We start from the raw sequence: 19,359 nt of genomic DNA on the forward strand, positions 1-19,359 counted from the left end.
CATTCCCTTTTATCGCCAGAATTCCCGAGAAGCCTGGAAGAAGGCTTTCCAATCTTCATGGTTACGCGCCCGCTCACGAGCCACATTGTCCATGTAATAGCGGATACGCTTGATGTCATCCGCATTGTCTTTCAAAACAACACCAATCAATTGGCGAGCGATTGCACCACCATGAAGAACCCCTTCGCCAAGGTAGTGAGCTTCTAATGCGCAGGCATAGGCAACGTTGACCGCTTCCGCTGTGGACATCACCGCATCGGGCGTTTGGATATTACCGCCGTCACGCGTGCTGCCGGAGCGCAGCTCCTGAAAGGTGGTCACCAGCAATTCAATCACGCTTTCCGGGATAACGATCGCGTTGGCTAAATCCCCCAGTTCACGCTTGAGCTGTGTGTGGATCAGCTCAATTTCAAACGCGGGATCCTGGATAGGGCGAACCGTTTCAAAGTTAAAGCGCCGTTTCAGCGCGGCAGACATTTCATGGACCCCACGGTCACGCAGGTTTGCCGTACCAATCAGGTTAAAACCCGGGCAAGCATTGACGCGCGCGCCGTCGCCCATTTCAGGGATCATCATCTGTTTTTCTGACATCAACGAAACCAGGACGTCCTGAATTTCTGGCGGGCAGCGCGTGATTTCTTCGAAGCGGACAATTTTCCCCTGTACCATGCCTTGATAAAGCGGAGAACTCACCAGCGCTTTCTGCGTCGGCCCTTCCGCGAGCAACAAGGCGTAGTTCCATGAGTACTTGATATGGTCTTCCGTTGTTCCCGCCGTTCCTTGGATGGTTAGCCCGGAATCGCCGCTGATTGCCGCCGCAAACAGCTCGGATAACATGGATTTTGCCGTACCGGGTTCCCCGACCAACATCAACCCTTGCTTGCCCAACAGGGTCACAATAGCGCGATCCACCAGTGCATCATCACCAAAAAATTTTGGCGTAATATTCAGTTCATCATCGCCCAAAATAAACCGGCGAACGGCACGGGGAGAACGCAGCCAGCCCTGTGGTTTTGGGTTGTTTTTATCGGCCTGCGTTAAGCGCTCTAATTCATCCGCAAAACGTACTTCCGCACTTTCCCGGATAACTGATGCTGATTTTTCTGTCATGAAGGCTTCCTGCTATTGTTGCTGCCAGGGCACAAGAATGCTGGCATGAAAATAAATCGGCAGAACAATGAATTGTTCTGCCGCTTGCACGGATCAATGGGTGGGGATCACCACGGCGTTTTCTTTTCCCATTCGGGATCAAAACCGGCACAGGCATCGGCCACCTTCAGATAATCCGCATAGCTTTCAGCCAGTAAAATTGGCGGCACCTGCTGCAATTGCGAATTGTTGCGGTTCCAATAATTCTGTTGGTTCTTTTCAAAACTCAAATCGAATAACACCGCAGGAATATTTTCCTCTGGCACAAAGCTGCCGCTAAACCCAATATTGACGTAATAATTCAGGCTAGAGAAATGCTTGTAGTAATGACTGAATGACCCTCCATCCTCTGCCGGGCCCCGCTGATAACCCAACTTGGTCAGAATACCTCGCAGGGTGAAGGCATCCGTGAGCCAGCCTTTGCGGTCTTCTATTTCTGTCTGTGTCAGATCTAACGCTGGCAGCGTATTGACCATTTGCGCAAACAGGAATTTGATTTTGTAATCTTTAAAATGCGCCAGCCAAGCCTGCCGATCCTCCTCGCTGAGCAGCGCCGCATGCGCCAAACGGATGGTTGAATTCGGGCTTAGCGTGACTTCATCATCATTAAGATCTAACAAACAGCCATCATCAGCAGGGCGGAACTGGTTAATGACTTCACCGCCACTCAGTTCCTGCCAGACGAGTTGTTCAATCAGGCGGCGCATAACCGGGTGGCCGAACAGGTATTCCTGCCAATCCCCGCTAAGCCATTCACGCTGGGCGCACATGGCTTCATACAAACGCACACTCTGCTGTTCGATAACCTGTTTTAGCTCCTTTTTGCTGGTGCTGAATAATTTTTTGGCCTCTTTTGCCTGTTCTTCATCGTCATCCTTACGGGCAGCGGGCAGCGCTTTAATCTCTTTGCCTTCAGGGTTGAACAAGACCAGTTTTTGTTTGGCGTCTAATTTGGCGCTGAACGTGCGTGCGCCGTATTCCAGTACCAATGTTCCCGAATCATCCATACCGGCGGTCGGGATGGTTCGATCAGCTAATTCATCCGCACTCCAACCGTTGCGCTCGGCAATGTGCGCCACCAGCAAGCGTGCTTTTTCCTGCACCGAAGCGGTACGGTAACGGCGAGAAAGAGATAACAAGAACTGAATGATCAACGGATCGTTATTCACCGCAACCGCTTCGATCATCGCTTCTATCTGAGCACGGCGTGGGTAGTGATCGCGCATATAGTTGCGTAATACAGAAACGGCAACGTGCCCTTCAATACCACACACCAGCGCCAACAGACCTTTATCGTTAATCGCGGAGCCAAGATAACGTTTCAGAACTTCGCTTTTAATATTTTCAATGACCTGTTCAAGGGTATAGCTTGCGTATTGGGCATAATATTCCGGGTAACTTTTCGCCCAATTTTTATACGCGCTCAATCTGCCAGGAGCTTCACGCTGTGCCTCCGCCATCGCCTCGTCCAAGGTTGGGCCTTTGGTATCCTGAGCAACAAAGCGATATAAAATCAGTTCAGAGAGTTTCTGCTGGCTCTCTTTCGACAGCAGGCTGATATAACGCTGTAATAGCGCATTCCCTGCCGGGGCTTTTAATTTAGCGGCTAAGACTATCCACCAGTGGATGATATTGGCATCAACGGGTTGCTTATTTTGCCAATGAAAAACAGGCAATGAGTTAAAGTCAAACCAGGCGGCAAGGCTCGCAGGGGGTTTAGCTTTAAGCCCCGCGTGTGCTTCGGCAAGCAAGGTTTTTTCTGAAAGGTAATCAGAAATATCTTCGCCAAACGCTTCAAGAGCGGTTAATAAAGCGGCACGGACGACCTCTCGTTTCTCTTTTTTCAGCAGGGTATAGAGATGCGCAACGGAGTCGGCATGTTTGAGCCGCATAAGCCAATCGATCGCAGTGATACGGATTTCTTGTTTACTTGATGTTAACGCTTCTTGCGCACTTTCATGGATGTTTGGCAGTGACTCCAACAGTTTTTGCGCAGAGATACGATGTGTTTTATTCTCGCCTAATGCCAGTTCCATCAGGCGTGGGACAAATTGTGTCGGGGGAGAAGGGTACGTCGCCAACACGTTAATTGCCCGTGAAAGTTCAAATGTCTGATAGCGCTGTGTACTTTGATCTGGCATTAATTGTAATGCCTCGGCGATAAAATCCGGGTGTTGAATAAAAAACGGCCAAACTTGTTCCGGTTTTGAGAAAAACCGTAATCCATCCTGGTAGGACCCAAGGAACAATCCTGCAACTTTTCGCGCAGGTTCATGGAACTGGCATTGGCCTAATACCTCTTCCAACTGGCGTAACTCAATATTGGCGATAAGCCGATCGGGGATCGTGTTTAAATGATAAGAGCTAAGGGTGGAATTATAATTTAGTAAGCGAAGAGCGTGAAATAGCGTAAAGTCCGGCAAATTATACAAGCGGTTTTTATAGGTAAGCACCTCTCGAACTTCATGATTAAAGTCGGCCTTACTGCTGTTTAGCTTATCAATTAATGAACGACACTTTTGTTCATCAAACTTACCCAGGCGTTTATAATAATCTTGTGCCCACTGGTATTTGTGGGTTGCTGTTTTATTATCTTCAATTTCTTTTTCAGCTCGGATACGCGCATTTTCCAACATCTCCTGGTAATTACTGACCAGCAGATCTTTTGCGCTTTCCGGTAGCAGCGTATCACGTAATGATTCAAACGCAGGCAGCGCCGTTTCTTGTATACTGTTGGCATTTTCAACAACCTCAAAGCGTTTTAGCGCACTTTCGAGGCTTTTTATCACCGCTTTGCTGGTTTCGGTTTTTAATGCTGCCTGCAATACGTCCTGGTTTTCGCCCTGACGAGCAAAGAGATCCGCCGCCTGTGAGCGCTGTTTGGGCGCACCCTTTAGCAGGATCTCGGTCAGATGCTGTTTAACGCTAGCGGGCGGTAACGTATTAAGTAAGGGTTCCGCAGCGCGGCGCACGGTTTTCTGTGGGTTGGTAGCCAGGGTGATAATCACGTCAGCAAAGAAATCACGCATGGTTGTATTCGCGTTCAGATAGTGAATAAATTGAACCAATCCACTCGCTGATAAATTTTCAATTAATGTACTTCTGACAAATTCTTTTTTCTCTTGAAGATATGCGGGTATATCCGGCATTTTTAATAAGCGACCCAGATTATCCGTATGATAAGAGTTGATATCTTTACGATCAAAAAGCGCAAATAAAACAAACTCTGCCGGTTTATCGGTTTCTTGAGCGATGATATCGGCTAATAGTTTGATGTTCCAACCGTTGCGGTGTTCAAAATGTAATTTTCGATTTTCGCTAAACGTGGTGTAAAACGCATCCCCTAACAGATAAAGCACCCAGGTTGGAAGTTCCGTGGTGTAACGATTAATGTTGATATCCTGACAGGCAGCGGCGATAACTTTTGCCAGGCGAACCAACTGTTCACTGCTGAAAGATTCCCCAACTTTGGCATAAAGCTTATGGCGAGCATTAATGCCCTGCGTCATTAATGTGTTGAATTTCCCGGTATTGATATTACCGCCATACCACCAGCCCAACGTTCCTGGTGTTTTGAGTAATGTTGCGGCCTTCGCTGCATCAACCTGGCTCAATGCCAGAAATACATCGGTATTTGAACCATCAATAACATACCGTAATGCTTTTTTGGGTAACGCCTGATCACATTCGGCGAGGGGAAGCAATACCTCTTGTAGTAATTTTTCGATCATAGATACGTCACTTTTACCGAAGATCGGCACAAGATCGAGGAGTTTTCTTATCATGACAGTCCCTTTAATCATGTATAAATAAACAGCATTTTACCATGATGATAGCCACTGAAATAGCGCTATCCGCTTATGGGATTTTTTTCTGCACTTAGGGGAATGCACCCGAATACTAACCGGGCGAGGGAAAGAGCATATGTTTCAGGCATTGTTCCGGCTACGTTCTCCCCACTCACCGCCGCCTTGCCAGTGCCTTCACATACCCATTATTTCGGTTGCGACTTTCTAAGCTGCCTGTACGGCAGTGAACAATCGGATGATCCACCACTGGGTTGGTGTATATTTCTAAGCTACCTGTACGGCAGTGGACTCATCTTTACTCGCTTTTTCATCTCTTTCTTTTTTCTAAGCGGCCTGTACGGCAGTGAACGTCCATCGCCCTGTCAACAGGGAACCGCGTAGCTTTCTAAGCTGCCTATACGGCAGTGAACACCGAGTGGTTTTAAGTGCTGCACATCTTTATTTTCTAAGCTGCCTGTACGACAGTGAACCGGAATGCTCTGAATTAGTCGGGGCCCCACTTTTTCTAAGCTGCCTGTACGGCAGTGAACATCACCGGAATCGCAAAAAACGCGATTATCTCTTTCTAAGCTGCCTATGCGGCAGTGAACGTCAAGCTGGCTCGGCTGCGTTGTAGCATCCGTTTCTAAGCTGCCTATGCGGCAGTGAACAGATGGACGCCACCGCGTTGCGCAGCTCCCTGTTTCTAAGCTGCCTATACGGCAGTGAACAACCAGAAGGAGGGCAGAATTTACGTCCATCATTTCTAAGCTGCCTATACGGCAGTGAACTCGTTATCAGCCATTATCTTCCTCGGGAAACTTTTCTAAGCTGCCTATACGGCAGTGAACTGAACAATGAAGTTCAGCCGGTTCATATCGTTTTTCTAAGCTGCCTATACGGCAGTGAACAGAATTAGCGATATTAAACAAGATGATAGTGATTTCTAAGCTGCCTATACGGCAGTGAACATTTATGCGTTTCTGTGAGGGGTGCCTGCTTATTTCTAAGCTGCCTATACGGCAGTGAACATGAATGGCCCGTATTTTTGCGTTAATGCGGTTTTCTAAGCTGCCTATACGGCAGTGAACAGGTTCTGTTGGCTGCTGCATGGCTTGATTTTTTTCTAAGCTGCCTATACGGCAGTGAACTAATCATTGACCATTTCAATAAACGGTTGGCTTTTCTAAGCTGCCTATACGGCAGTGAACTGTTCAAACATAGCGTTAATCGCGTTAATTATCATTGAGTAACATAACCAATGGCTAAAAAACCCTTTTTCTACCGAGTTCTTTTATCCTTTTTAAAATCAATACATTACTTATAGGCTAAAAAAGAGGGTCAACAACATCTGGCTATTGTAATCGCGCCTCATCAAAGATAAAGGCGCGATTACACGATCATCAGCGCAGCGGTTTGATCACCGCCCGAATCTCGGCAACACAATCGATAATATTATGGTGATTACACGCCAGCGGGATAATCTTCAGCCGATCGCAGACCGCCCCTACCCCATTATCCTCGCTAAGCCACGTTGCTCCGCTGCCAACCAAAGACTGGTAATAAGAGGATATTTGTGTCGCCTTGAATAGCGTGACCTGAGTATGCCGCAGGCGGCCAGAAAGCTGCCCCTGACTAATCGCATGTTCTGCGGCTTCCACGGCCAAAGCACGCAGGACGGCCTCTCCATCAATCCCCATCTCTGCCAGCATCTTTCTGCGCAAATCCGGCATATCCTGATAATTCACCTTGGCCTGATAGAAACTGTCCAACAGATAAAGCTGGATCTGTTGAATACCACGCGCCTCCAATCTTGCCGCGATCTCCAAAGCGATCACCCCGCCCAAAGACCACCCCAACAGTTGCACCCTGGGCTGATCCAACAACCCTTGCCGCTCCATATTGGCCAGATAACAGCTCGCCACGGCGGATAAATCGCCCAGTTGCTGCTGGTGATAAAGATTGTAGTTGTCCACCCCAAAGCAGTTGATCTCCCCTTCCAGAGCCTGAGCAAAATTAAGGTAGGCTTCACACCCCACTATTGCCGGGTGAATCAGCCACAGATTCCCCGCGTCCGGCTGGTAACGGTTAAGGCGCTGAATCGGCTGATAACTTTCCACCGTCAGCATGCCACGGATGGTCCGGTGCTTAAACAGCTTCACCACCGGCACGCTTTCCGCCAATAAGCCGGACATTTTCTGGCACAGTGAAATCGCCAGAATCGAGCTGCCACCGCAGGCAAAAAAATCATCCGTGACCCCGATAGTCTCCTGCTGCAATGCTTCCTGCCACAATGCACACAGTTGCCGCTCCTGTTCGCTTTCAGGTGCAACATACTCACGTTCAGCATGAGTATATTCCGGTGCAGGCAGCCGTTGACGGTCTATTTTCCCGCTGGCGTTGAGCGGGAACGCCTCCAGGGGGATAAACGCGGCAGGCACCATATACCCCGGCAAGCACGCTTGCACATGGGCCAGCAAACGTGAGTGATCCAACGCTACCTCACTCACGTAATAGGCGATTAATCGCTCCTGTTCACCAGTTGATTTCACCACCAGGCACTGTTTGATCGCGCCAAAATCCATCAAGGTGCTTTCGATTTCCCCCAACTCAACCCGGTAGCCATTGATTTTAACCTGACTATCAATACGGCCACGGAATTCAATATTGCCATCGGCCAGCCAGCGGCCAAGATCGCCAGTACGATAGAGCCGCACCCCGGTAACCGGATGCCGAATAAACCGTTCTGAGGTTCGGTCCAGATCGTTGTAATATCCTGTCGATAGCCCGACGCCACCAATGTACAATTCCCCAACAATGCCTGCAGGCACCGGACTCAACTGTTCATCCAGAATATAAAAATGCTGATTAGTGAGTGCACTGCCATAAGGAATGCTTTGCTGGAACGTGGCCCCTTTCTCAACTTCATACACAATAGACCAGATTGCCACCTCCGTAGCACCGCCCGCACTGAGGAAGCGGCAGTCAGGTGCCCAACAATGGCAGCGCTGCGGCAGGTTAACCGGGATCCAATCACCACTCAGCATCACTCGGCCTAACCAATGATTCGGTTGGATTTTTTCCCGTTCGACATATTGCATCAGCAATTCAAATAATGCCGGGGCAGACTGCCACAGCGTCACCCGATGCTCAAGCATCAGCTGGCACCAAGCATCCGGCTGATAGCGCTGTTTTTCACTGGGGATCACCAAACGCCCCCCTACCGATAACAAACCAAAAATATCATAGACGGACAGGTCAAAACTCAGCGCACTGATGGCTAAAGCGGCATCACCCGGGCCAACGTTCAGGCGTTGATTGATATCAACCAGGGTGTTATTGGCTGCCATGTGCTGAATCGCCACCCCTTTCGGCACGCCTGTCGAGCCGGATGTGAAGATCACATAAGCCAACTGCTCAGGCATTATCGGCTCCGGTGGCAACAGCTTACCGGGATAAGGCAGGCCACGAGCCCGCCCGGCCTCATCAAGGCAAATGGTTGTGAATGTATTGTGCAGCCAGGGGTGATCGGTTAACACCAGGCGGCAACCGGCTTGCTGTATGACGCCCAACCGCCGGTTTTCCGGCCAGGAAGCATCCATTGGCAGGTAAGCGCAGCCCGCCATTAACACCGCCAGCACCGCAACAATCTGCGCCCGCCCCTTATCCAACACCACCGCAATTAATGCCGAGCTATCAACATTGCCCTGCCGGATCTGGTTAGAGAGCACCAGCGCCTGTTGATACAACTGGCCGTAGGTATAACGCCCCTGCGCGTCAATCAGCGCAATATCATAGGGGTGCTCTTGCGCCCACTGCATAAAACCATCATGAATAGCCCTGGCATATTCGGCAGATGGCCGCGTTTCAACCACCGGTTGCAGCAGCTTGCACTGCTCAGCAGCGCTCAGCAGGCTCAGATCGGCGACGTTTACCGCTGGTGTTTGCACCATGGTGCGCAAGAGTTGCTGGAAATGCTGAATAAAACCGTTGATCGTCTCTGGTGAAAATAGCGCACAGGCGTAGTTGAGATTGGCGGCCAACCGTGGTTGCCCGTCTTCGATCATCAGGCCAAGATCGAATTTCGCCACCTGGTAACAATGGCTAAGATCAAGCGGAGTAAACAACGGTTTTTCCTGCTGCCCCCCAATCGCCTGCTCAACGCTGAATACCACCTGGAACAGCGGTTGCCTGGACAGATCGCGCTCAACGTTCAGGCTTTCAACCAAGGTTTCCAGCGGCATATCCTGATATGCCTGGCAGGCGACGGTATTGGCAAACACCTGCCGAATCATCTCATCAACGCGTATTTCCGGCTGGATCACATTACGCAGCGCCAGCGTGTTCACAAACAGGCCAATCAAGGGTTCAACCTGCGCATGCGGGCGGTTGGCTACCGGCGCGCCAATAATAATATCCTGCTGATTGCTGTATTTACCGAGCAACAGGGTAAAAGCGGTTAATAACACCGCATGTAGCGTAACGCCGGTCTCTCTGGCCAGGTTACGCAGTTGTTCACTCAGTTCAATATCCAGTTGGAACGGAACGGTGGCGCCACGGTGATCAAACTCTTTTGGCCGCGGATAATCGGTGGGCAGCGCCAGCTGCTGATACCCCTGCATTTTATCCAGCCAGAACCGCTGCCGAACCTGGTGGCGCTCGCTCTCCGGCTGGCAATCCAGCCAACGGGCATAGTCGGCATATTGGATCGTCAATTCAGGCACCGCCAATGCAGCATCCCAAGCCAAGAACGCATAGTGCGCCTCCAGCTCCGCCAGCAGGAGGTTAGCCGACCAACCATCAAAAACAATGTGATGGAAGTTGAGCAAAGAGAAGCGGGTTAACTGGCCGTTAGTTTCCCGGCGTTCAATCAGCAAATGGCGGAGCGGATACTCTTTCCGCAGATCAAATGGCCGATGAATAGCGGCAGTCAGCGCGGGCTCCCATTCGCTGGCTTCCAGTCGCAGGCGTTCAACCGGCAGCGGTTTGTGTTGCAGAACAGACTGCGTGCTGCCGTCCTCCGCCCGCTGCACCACCGTGCTGCGCAGTAAATGGTGGCGCTTTACCACCGCCTGCAACGCCAACAGATAGGTATCAACCTCGATCTCTGCCCCCAGCTCAAACAGCATCGGAACATGGTAGAGATGGCTGCCCTGGATCAGTTCTTCGATAAACCACAAACGCATCTGTGAGGACGAAAGCGGATATCTGCTCAGCGATTGTGCGGCGATCGGCCAAGGTGACTGCGCCTCTGCCGGGTGCGCCAGTTGCTGGCAAAGCTGCCGCACGGTCGGGTTAGCGCTGAACAGCGCAAAGGTGACTTCTCGCGCCAGAACCTGGCTCAGCCGGTTACATAAGGTGATGGCCTGGATCGAATTACCGCCGCTGCTGTAAAAATTATCGTCAATGCCAACCGATTCACAGCGCAGCACCTCGGCCCACAGCTCGCAGCAAAGCCTTTCCTGTTCACTGCTGGGTGCCACATAGGCCCGCGGGTTAACGCTAGGTTCTGGCTCTGGCAGCGCACGGCGATCGATTTTCCCACTCACGCTCAGCGGGAAACTCTCTAAGGCAATCAGATCGGCCGGGCGCATATATTCCGGCAACGTCTGTGCCAACAGGCTATGCAGGTAGGCTTTATCCATCTCTTGGCTGGCGGTGTAGTACAACAAAATCCGCGGGGAACAGGCCGTTACCAGCGCCACGCACTGGCTAATCTCCGCTACGCCAGACAACGCACGCTCGATTTCCCCCAGCTCGATGCGGTAACCATTGAGTTTAACCTGAAAATCGACGCGGCCCAGGAACTCGGTATCCCCGTCTTCCAGCACGCGCCCTAAATCCCCGGTGCGATAAAGGCGCTCCCCGCTAACGGGATGAAAAATAAAGCGTTCACTCGTGCGCTCAGGATCGTTGAAATAGCCCTGTGCCAACCCCACGCCGCCGATATACAGTTCACCGGCCACGCCCTGCGGCAAGGGTTGCAGTGCGGCATCCAGAACATAAAGTGCATGATTCGCCAGCGTTACCCCAAGCGGAATACTTTGGGTAAAGCTTTCCAGGTGCTCAACCTCATACATGGTTGAACAGATTGCAGATTCAGTGACTCCCCAGCAGTTGAAGAAACGGCATTGTGCAGCCCAGGCATGGCAGCGCTGAGCCAAAGCCGGCGCCACCCAATCCCCACCCAGCATTACCACTCGCAATGGAGAAACCGCTTCGGCGGCGTATTGCTCAACGTGCTGAAGCAACAGATCAAACAAGGCCGGCGTTGACTGCCAAATCGTTACCTGATGCTGCAATACCAGTTGATAACAAACCTGAGGTTGATAGCGCTGTACCTCGGTTGGGATCACTAAACGCCCACCGACTGAAAGTACGCCAAAAATATCATAGACCGACACATCAAAACTCAGGGCGCTGATGGCAAACGCCGCATCTTGCGGGCCAACCTGCAACCGAGCGTTGAGAGCGGTAATGGTGTTCTGGATCGCCGCATGGGAGATCGCCACGCCTTTCGGCACCCCGGTAGAGCCGGAGGTGAAGATTACATAGGCTAACGCATCCGGCGCCACGTGCTGTGGCGCTAACAACGCCTGCGGGCAAGCGATGCCTGCGGCTTTCCCTGTCTCATCCAGCAACAGGGATGTGAACGCCGCGTTTTGCCAGGGTTCATCGCCAAGGACAATCCCTACGCCAGCCTGCTCAACAATCGCCAAACGGCGTTTTTCCGGCCACGCTTTATCCATGGGCAGATAGGCTTTGCCTGCCATCAACACCGCCAGCACCGCGGTGATTTGCGCCCGCCCTTTATCCAGCAGAATCGCCACCAACGCCGAATCACGGCCTGCACACTGGCGTATCTGGTTCGACAGCACCAGCGCCGCCTGATACAGCTCACCATAGCTGCAATTCCCCAGTGCATCGACAATGGCGATAGCCTGCGGGTGCTGTAACGCATAATCCATAAAATTCTGGTGCAAAGCCAAACCGGGGTTAACCGCCGGGCTGGCCGCAGGCGCGGGCTGCCTGGCCGGTGCCGTAACCGCCAAGAGGGGTAATTGATGATGCGGAACGCACAGATGAGTGGGCAGATGCGTCAGCAGAGTCGCCAGCAGGGATAACAACGTGTCGGCTTTTTGCTCGGTCAGATAGGCGCTGGCATACGCCAGTGAAAGCATCAGCCCATCACCTTCGTTATGGGCCAGCAGATTGAGCGGATAATCCGTTTTCTCGGCGGTAGAACGTATGCTGACCTGCATCTCATGCATATCTACGTTCGGATAGTTTTCAAACACCAGCAACGTGTGGAACAGCGCTGCGCCCCCACGGCTCAATTCCGCCAGAGGTTGATAGCTGTGTTCATCCAGTTCGTTCAGGGAGCACTGAATGGCCTGCAACTGCTGCAAACAACTGTGGTCGTTATCCCAGCTCACCATCAGCGGCAAAGTATTGATATATAAACCGACGCTTTCCGCAATCCCCTCAATCGGCAAGTTACGGCCAGACAGCGTGGTGCCAACCAGCGTCACTTCCTGCCGGCTGTAAACATGCAATAACTTATGCCAGGCAAACTGCAACATCACATTCAGCGTCACCCCCTGATTCTGGGAAAGCTGCTGCAACGATGAAAACACGGCCGCCGGTAACAGGCGTTTGAGCGTGGTTTGCTCGCAATTTACCAGGTTCTTGGGTTCATAAGGCACGCTGAGCAGGTATGAGATGTCATTGGCCTGATATTGATCAACCCGGCGCTGTTGCCAATAGGCCCGGCTATTCGCCGCCTGCTCCAGATAATAGCGTTGTACTTGCAGATAGGTGGTTTCCTGCCGGACGTCTGGCCGCTGCCCCGCCAGCAATTTCAGGTAGGTCTGGTGTACATAGTCCAGCAACAACTGGCCGCTCCAACCGTCGGTGATGCTGTGATGTACGGTATACACCAGGCAAGAATGTTGCGCGCTAATCCGCACCAGCCGCAGGCGGAACAAGCCAGGCTGCTGCAAATCAAACGCCTGGGCACGCTGCTGGCTGCACAATTGGCTCAGGGAAGCCTGCCAATCCTGCTGTGGCTGATAGTCCAGGTATTGCCAATCAAGCGCTATCTCAGTGCAAATCACCTGTAGCGGCTGCCACTGCCAGTTGAAGCAGGTGCGCAGAATCGGGTAACGCGCCACCGCTATTTCCCACGCCTGCCGGTAGCACACCGGATTGAGCGCGGTAAAGTAATCCAGCACCATTTGCACGCGATAGCTGGGGTCGTCCGGTTGGCTGACATAATGATAAATAAACCCCTGTTGCAGGCTATTACAGGGGAAGATCGCCTGTGGCGCATAACGCTGTTGCAGCGCCTGTTGCAGGGTAGCAGGCAGTTCATTGCCGCTTGCCAGCGCACCCTGTTCAAGCAACAGCTGCACTTCATGCAGCCATTGCCGGGCAATGTCCGCCAATGCCGTTGCCGCCAGCATCCCATCCAGGCGGAAAGCCAGTTGATCGTCGGCAACCCAGCAGTTGAGGATCAGCAGATCACGGCTGGTATTGGCCGGGTGGCTGTTTTGCCCAGCGAACTCGGCAGACAGTTGCCAGTCTGCCTCACGATCGGCAAATTGCCCCAGATAGTTAAATACCACCCCTGGGTAACGCAGTTCCAGGCGATGTGCGGTTGCGGTTTCCCGCCCACGGAGCACACCATAACCGATGCCCTGATTGGGCACCGCCTCCAGCGCGCAGTGAACCTGTGCAATATCGGCCTGCGGATTCTCCGCCAGGTTAAAGTTCACCGGGTACAACGCGGTAAACCAGCCGAGGGTGCGCCCAACGTCCAGTTGGCCGCCGGGTAAATCACGGCCATGGCCCTCTAACATCAGCGTATGGCTGCCCGTATGGCTGTAATGCCGCAAGGTGCGCAACAGCGCGGCCAACAGCACCTCATTCACCGGTGCGCTCATCTGCACCAGCCGTTCAGTGGCTTCGGGGGCCAGTTGGCCATAATGCAGGTTCAGTTCATCACTCAATGCGAAAGCGGCACGATAATCCCGCTGTTGTTCGCATTGCCGCCGCCAGTAATCCCTTTCCGCCTCATCGGCCGGGGCATAATCCAGCAGTGCATTCACCCATTGCCGATAGCTGGCTGATTTAGGCCCCAATGCTTCGCCAAGGTACAGGCGGCGCAGATCCTCTACCAGAATGCGCCAGGATACCGCATCGATAATCAGGTGATGGCAGGCGAAGAAAATACGCGCAGAACCGTCCTGATAGCCATCAACATAGCCAAACTGCCACAGAGGGCCTTGCTGATAATCAAACCCACTTTGCCACGCACTGAATAGCGCCGCCAATTCCGCCTCGGCCAGCTCGGCCCGGTTGCAGTGCTTGATAGGATGAGGGACAAGTTCTGCCTGATAATACTGGCGATAACCCTGCGGCTCTGGCGTAAAACCGGCCCGCAGCATGTCATGGTGATTCACCAGCGCCTCAACCGCCTGTTGCAGGCGGCCCAGATCCAACGCTGGCACACGAGTCAGGAACGATTGATTCCAGTAATTTTCCTGCTCAAACGCCTGGTCAAAGAACCATTGCTGGGTCGGCGCCAGAGGAATACCTTGGCTGAGATTCCCCTGTTCAGCCAGCAGCGTGCCGGGCCAGGCTTCAGCAGCAACATTCTCCAGCAACCCGGCAATAGAGCGATACTGATAAAGATCCTGCGTGCGGAAGGCCATGCCGACCCGCCGCATCTCGGACACCAACCGGATCGCGGTAATGGAATCCCCGCCAAGGCGCAGGAAATCATCGTTAATGCCGATATCTTCCAGCCCCATCACCTGCTGCCAGACCGCCTGCAACTGCTTTTCCTGATAGGTGGTAGCAGGGCGATAATCATGGCATATCTGGTTGTAGTCCGGTTCCGGCAGTGCACGCGTGTCCAGCTTGCCATTGATGGTCAATGGCAACGCTGGCAGCTGCACCAGCGCCGCAGGCACCATATAGTCCGGCAGCAGTTCAGCCAGTTGGCGTTTTACCTGCTCATCATTCAGCGTTATTTCGGTAACGTAATAAGCAACAATGCGCGGTGTCTCGCGCCCTTGAATCACCACCGCACAGTGGGCTACCGAGGTCACCGCCACAAAGGCCTGTTCTATCTCGCCTAGCTCAATCCGATGGCCGCGGATCTTGACCTGAAAGTCGTTACGGCCGACATATTCCAGTTCGCCACTTGGCAGCCAGCGGACAAGATCGCCGCTGCGGTAAAGCCGCTGATAGTCGGTTTCACCTGCCGCCGCGAAAGGATTGGCAATAAACTTTTCCTGTGTCAGCTGCGGCTGATTCAGATACCCCCGCGCCAGCCCAAGCCCGGCAATATACAGCTCACCAACCACCCCAACCGGCAGCGGTTGCTGCCGATGATCCAACACGTAAAGACGCACGCCCGGGAGCGGCCGCCCGATATTATTGGCCCCGTTAAACTGATAAAGATTAATGGAGCTGCAAACGCTGGCCTCTGAAGGCCCGTAGCCGTTAAACAACCGGTGCCCCAGCCTGGTGTAATGATCAAGGCATACTTGAGAAGCCGCTTCACCTGCCACCATCATCCGCGACAAACACTCCGGTATTTTCGGCTGTAACTTTAATAACGCGGGCGGCAGGATGGCAAAATCAACCTGATGGTGCTCAATCAGCGCCAATAGCGCGGGAAGATCGTGGCGCTGTTCCTCAGAAGCCACCACCAGCGTATGCCCACCACACAGAGCGATATAGGTTTCAGCCACGTGGGCGTCAAACACCACGGAAGCAAATTGCAGGCAGCACAGCGCTTCCCCAGGGCGGCTGATTGCGGCCTGGAAACCACGTACCATATTGAGCACCCCTTGGTGTTCCAGCAGGGTTCCTTTGGGCTGGCCAGTAGTGCCCGAGGTATAAATCACATAGGCCAACTGCTGGGGAGCGGGTGCAACCGCCAACGGCGTATCGTCGCCAGCAGCCACGTCATCCAACACCCACAACGCCGCAGGCAAGGCCATATCCTGCAACTTCGCCTGCAAACCCGGTTCGGTGATCAACAGCTCGGCTCCGCTATCGGCCAGAATATAGCTGATACGCTGCTTGGGAAGCTGTGGCTCCAGCGGGATATAAGCCGCCCCTGTTTTCATAATCGCCAGCATGGTGACGATCATCTCCACGCCACGATTCAGGCAAAAAGGTATCAAGGTATCTGCACCGATATCTTTTTGCGTAATATGCTGATAATGCTTGATGATCTGGCGGGCAAGCCGATTACTTTTCTGCTCAAGCTCGCGATAGGTTAACTGCTGCTGGTCATCGGCCAAGGCAATCCGCTGTGGGTGTTGCAGCGCCTGATCTGCGATAGCCTGCGGCAAGGTTCCTGCGGCCATAACCACCGCTGATGGCTGGGTGTTCCAATCGAACAGCTGTTGGTGATGCTGAGCCGGGGTAAGCGATGGGAAACTGTCGACGGGTTTTTCCGGGTGCAACAGCACCTGATGCAATAACTGTTGATATTGTTCGGCCATCGCGCTGATTTGCTGTGGTGTAAACAGATCCGGCGCATAGCGGATGCGAAAGACGATATTTTCACTCTGTTCCTGATACTCCAACACCAGCTCGGCATTGGCCAGGCTATTGTCAAACCGGTGGTTACACAGGGCCTGGCACCCCACCAGCGCCAATGTAAGATTGTTGAGATGGGCCTGCGCAAAGCTGACATTCAAACGTATCCCACTATTTTGCAACACCTCGTAGATTGGCCAACGGGTAAAACGTAAACCCGGCTTGGCTTTCAACGCCCGGCTGTGGGCCAAAGTGCGCTGGTAAATATCAGCGAAGTTATCCCCAGAGTGGACAAAGAATGGAAATACCGCCGTATTCACCTGCGCCCCTAACTTCAGATGACTACCACTCTCCATCGAAACGGGGTAAGCAATATGCACCGCCTCACTCTGGCAGTAGCGTGCGATCAATAATGCCCATACCGTTTTAAAGATCAGGAATTCATTAGCATGTCTGATGGATGATTTCAATCCATACCATTTTTCGAGAAATAATGAGAATTGTATGTACTGGCCTACGGCTTGGTTATCAGGGTGATGTATATAGGGAAGTTCATTAATTTCTGGCAAGCCTCTCAAGGTTTTTTTCCAGAATTCAGCCGGGTTGGCAGTAGATATCTCATTTAATTTCAGCCGATATTCTTGGTACTTATCAGTGATATCTCCTGCCTGATGAATATCATCATCGGGCAATATTTCATCATTATAGGCATGCGATATTTCAGCATACAGCTCAGCCGTCGAGAATCCATCAACCGTAATATGGTGTAAAACCAGAACAAACTCATAGACATCATTTTGGCGATCCTGATACAGTCCATAGCGTAATAGTGGGCCTTTATTTAAATCAAAAGGCTGTGCAGCCAACCTTGCCAATGATTGCAGACTATCGCACTTTTCCAATGCTATTACGGTATCTTCTCCATTTGGGCACCATAAAAGCTCATTGCCCTCCTCAATCAAGTGACTATGTAATACAGGATATTTGGCAATAACCCTTTTGACTGCTCTATCCAGCCTATGGATATCTAATCCACCTGAAATAGTTTGGTCCATTACCATATTATACTTAGTAGATAAAGGAGCGAGTTGCCATTCTGTCCAAAATAATTTTGTATAAGGTGTGGCTAATGCTGTATGCACTTCAAATTCCTCACTGACAAAAATAAAAAAACCGAATAGATTTAAATTTCAAAAAGTATTTATTTTTTAGAATGAAATAAACAAAAAAAAGCCAAATCTATTTTAAAAATAGCTTTTTAGCTGTTTTTACTCTCTATGTCTTAAAGGCTATTTACTCGGAACGAAAGAGGTTCCTGATGTCTACAAGCCGCGAGTTGATAATATCTACCCGATTTTCATCCTTTAAATTCAGTAAAATACGCTGAATGCTGCTGCGCGATAACGTTGTACGCTGTTCAATAAATTTCAGCACTGAGGTATTTTTTCTAAAGTCCTCAGGAAGCTCCATTAAATGTATCAACATGTTCTTTACAATATCTTCGGATTTATACTTTAAAACACGCCCATCTCTTAAATATAGCAGTGACATCTTGTAGGAGACGGCGCTGATATACTCTTTTTGCAGGTCAAGTTTATGAATAAGATACTGTGCTCGCGTTCTGGATATTTGATACAAAGAACTATAAGCACCTAGCTCTATCGAGTAGTAAACCCCAGCCCCAGGATAAAATGACAGCCCGATGACATAAGGTGAAAAAACAGTAGAAATTATAAGGCCATCCTCCAGCCGACAAAGATTGGCACTTCCTTTATCCAACAAGAATAGTTTAAAGAATTCAGGATCGTTCTTTATTTGAAGGCCTTCAGTTACGCCGCTAGGTTGCCTAGGCGCTACTTTCTCCGCATGAGGAAGCAATTCATTAAGTAGGCGATTAAACGCGGCATGGGGCTTTTCAATTTTAAGCATACTTCACCGTTTGCTTTACAAGATAATCCACTTATCTTGTGCATATCAATTTCAAGTCTATTAAACAAGCATTGTAAATGTTTAGCAGTATTTAACTGTCTATAAGATGGTATAGAAAATGATTGAGGCATGCATCAGAATCATTAAAATAAAATAATCATCCAAATAGGATGATATAAAAATAAAAAACGATATAAAAAACTAATAACATCAAATAATGTTTAAGATTAATCTATATGAATATGATCTAAAGAGAGTTAATAAAAAGAAAAGATAAACTCAATCATGTTAATTAGCAGGTCATTTGATATGTACCTCAAAAGTGTTATAAAACACTACTTTTAGAATAGAACACTTTTTCAGGCGTTTTTCGCGGTCGGAAATAACCTATTAATTATAGGTTATTTCTTGCGTAACTGAAGTAACAGAAGGGAACAGGCGTTAACTTATTGGCCGTTTGAACACTTTTCCGGCTGCCTGTGCGGCAGTGAACTGATCAATGAGTTGTAACTATTCAGATGTATCTTTCTAAGCTGCCTGCACGGCAGTGAACTTGCTAAAATATATAACTCTTCGTTGGTATATTTTCTAAGCTACCTGTGCGGCAGTGAACGTCATCTGCCAGATTGTTCGTGTAATGCCATTTTTCTAAGCTGCCTGCGCGGCAGTGAACGCGGCATGGTTTCCCCAAGCGCGAATGATATTTTTCTAAGCTGCCTGCGCGGCAGTGAACGCACGAGCTTCACGCTCATGCTCAGGGTAAGATTTCTAAGCTGCCTGCGCGGCAGTGAACCCGGTGATACAATTTTTTCAGTTTCAGTGACATTTCTAAGCTGCCTGCGCGGCAGTGAACAAAAATCCGTTAGGCGGCGAATTGATGAAAGCTTTCTAAGCTGCCTGCGCGGCAGTGAACTAGGAAGCTCGTAGGCGA

The 19,359-nt window shown here is 50.9% G+C and carries 4 protein-coding genes and 2 CRISPR repeat arrays (1 of these 6 cut by a window edge); all 4 genes read right to left on the bottom strand.

What is annotated here, in order from left to right; all coding sequences use genetic code 11:
• Positions 1 to 9 precede the first annotated feature (9 nt).
• The 4 genes from Z042_RS00270 to Z042_RS00290 all read right to left on the bottom strand — a co-directional run bounded on the left by Z042_RS00270 (position 10) and on the right by Z042_RS00290 (position 18,428).
• Positions 10 to 1,110 carry an ATP-binding protein gene (locus tag Z042_RS00270; RefSeq protein ID WP_024913664.1) on the bottom strand — a complete coding sequence of 367 codons (1,101 nt, stop codon included), beginning with the start codon at positions 1,108 to 1,110 and terminating at the stop codon, positions 10 to 12.
• Positions 1,111 to 1,217: 107 nt separating this feature from the next.
• Entirely contained in the window at positions 1,218 to 4,934 is a 3,717-nt protein-coding gene (locus Z042_RS00275) for a DUF4132 domain-containing protein (RefSeq protein ID WP_024913663.1), read from the bottom strand.
• Positions 4,935 to 5,159: 225 nt separating this feature from the next.
• Positions 5,160 to 6,148: direct repeats of the CRISPR family, unit length 28 nt; unit sequence TTTCTAAGCTGCCTATGCGGCAGTGAAC.
• Between the two features lie 192 nt (positions 6,149 to 6,340).
• Positions 6,341 to 17,560 (bottom strand): amino acid adenylation domain-containing protein, encoded by an 11,220-nt coding sequence (locus Z042_RS24410; protein ID WP_335337256.1) that lies wholly within the window; start codon positions 17,558 to 17,560, stop codon positions 6,341 to 6,343.
• A 232-nt stretch (positions 17,561 to 17,792) separates the two neighbouring features.
• Positions 17,793 to 18,428, bottom strand: a complete 636-nt coding sequence (locus Z042_RS00290) for a winged helix-turn-helix transcriptional regulator (RefSeq protein ID WP_024913661.1) — start codon at positions 18,426 to 18,428, stop codon at positions 17,793 to 17,795.
• 465 nt (positions 18,429 to 18,893) lie between these two features.
• A CRISPR array of direct repeats spans positions 18,894 to 19,359; the repeat unit is 28 nt; unit sequence TTTCTAAGCTGCCTGCGCGGCAGTGAAC; it runs 42 nt beyond the window's last position.

The organism is Chania multitudinisentens RB-25 (assembly GCF_000520015.2).
Taxonomy (GTDB): Bacteria; Pseudomonadota; Gammaproteobacteria; order Enterobacterales; family Enterobacteriaceae; genus Chania; species Chania multitudinisentens.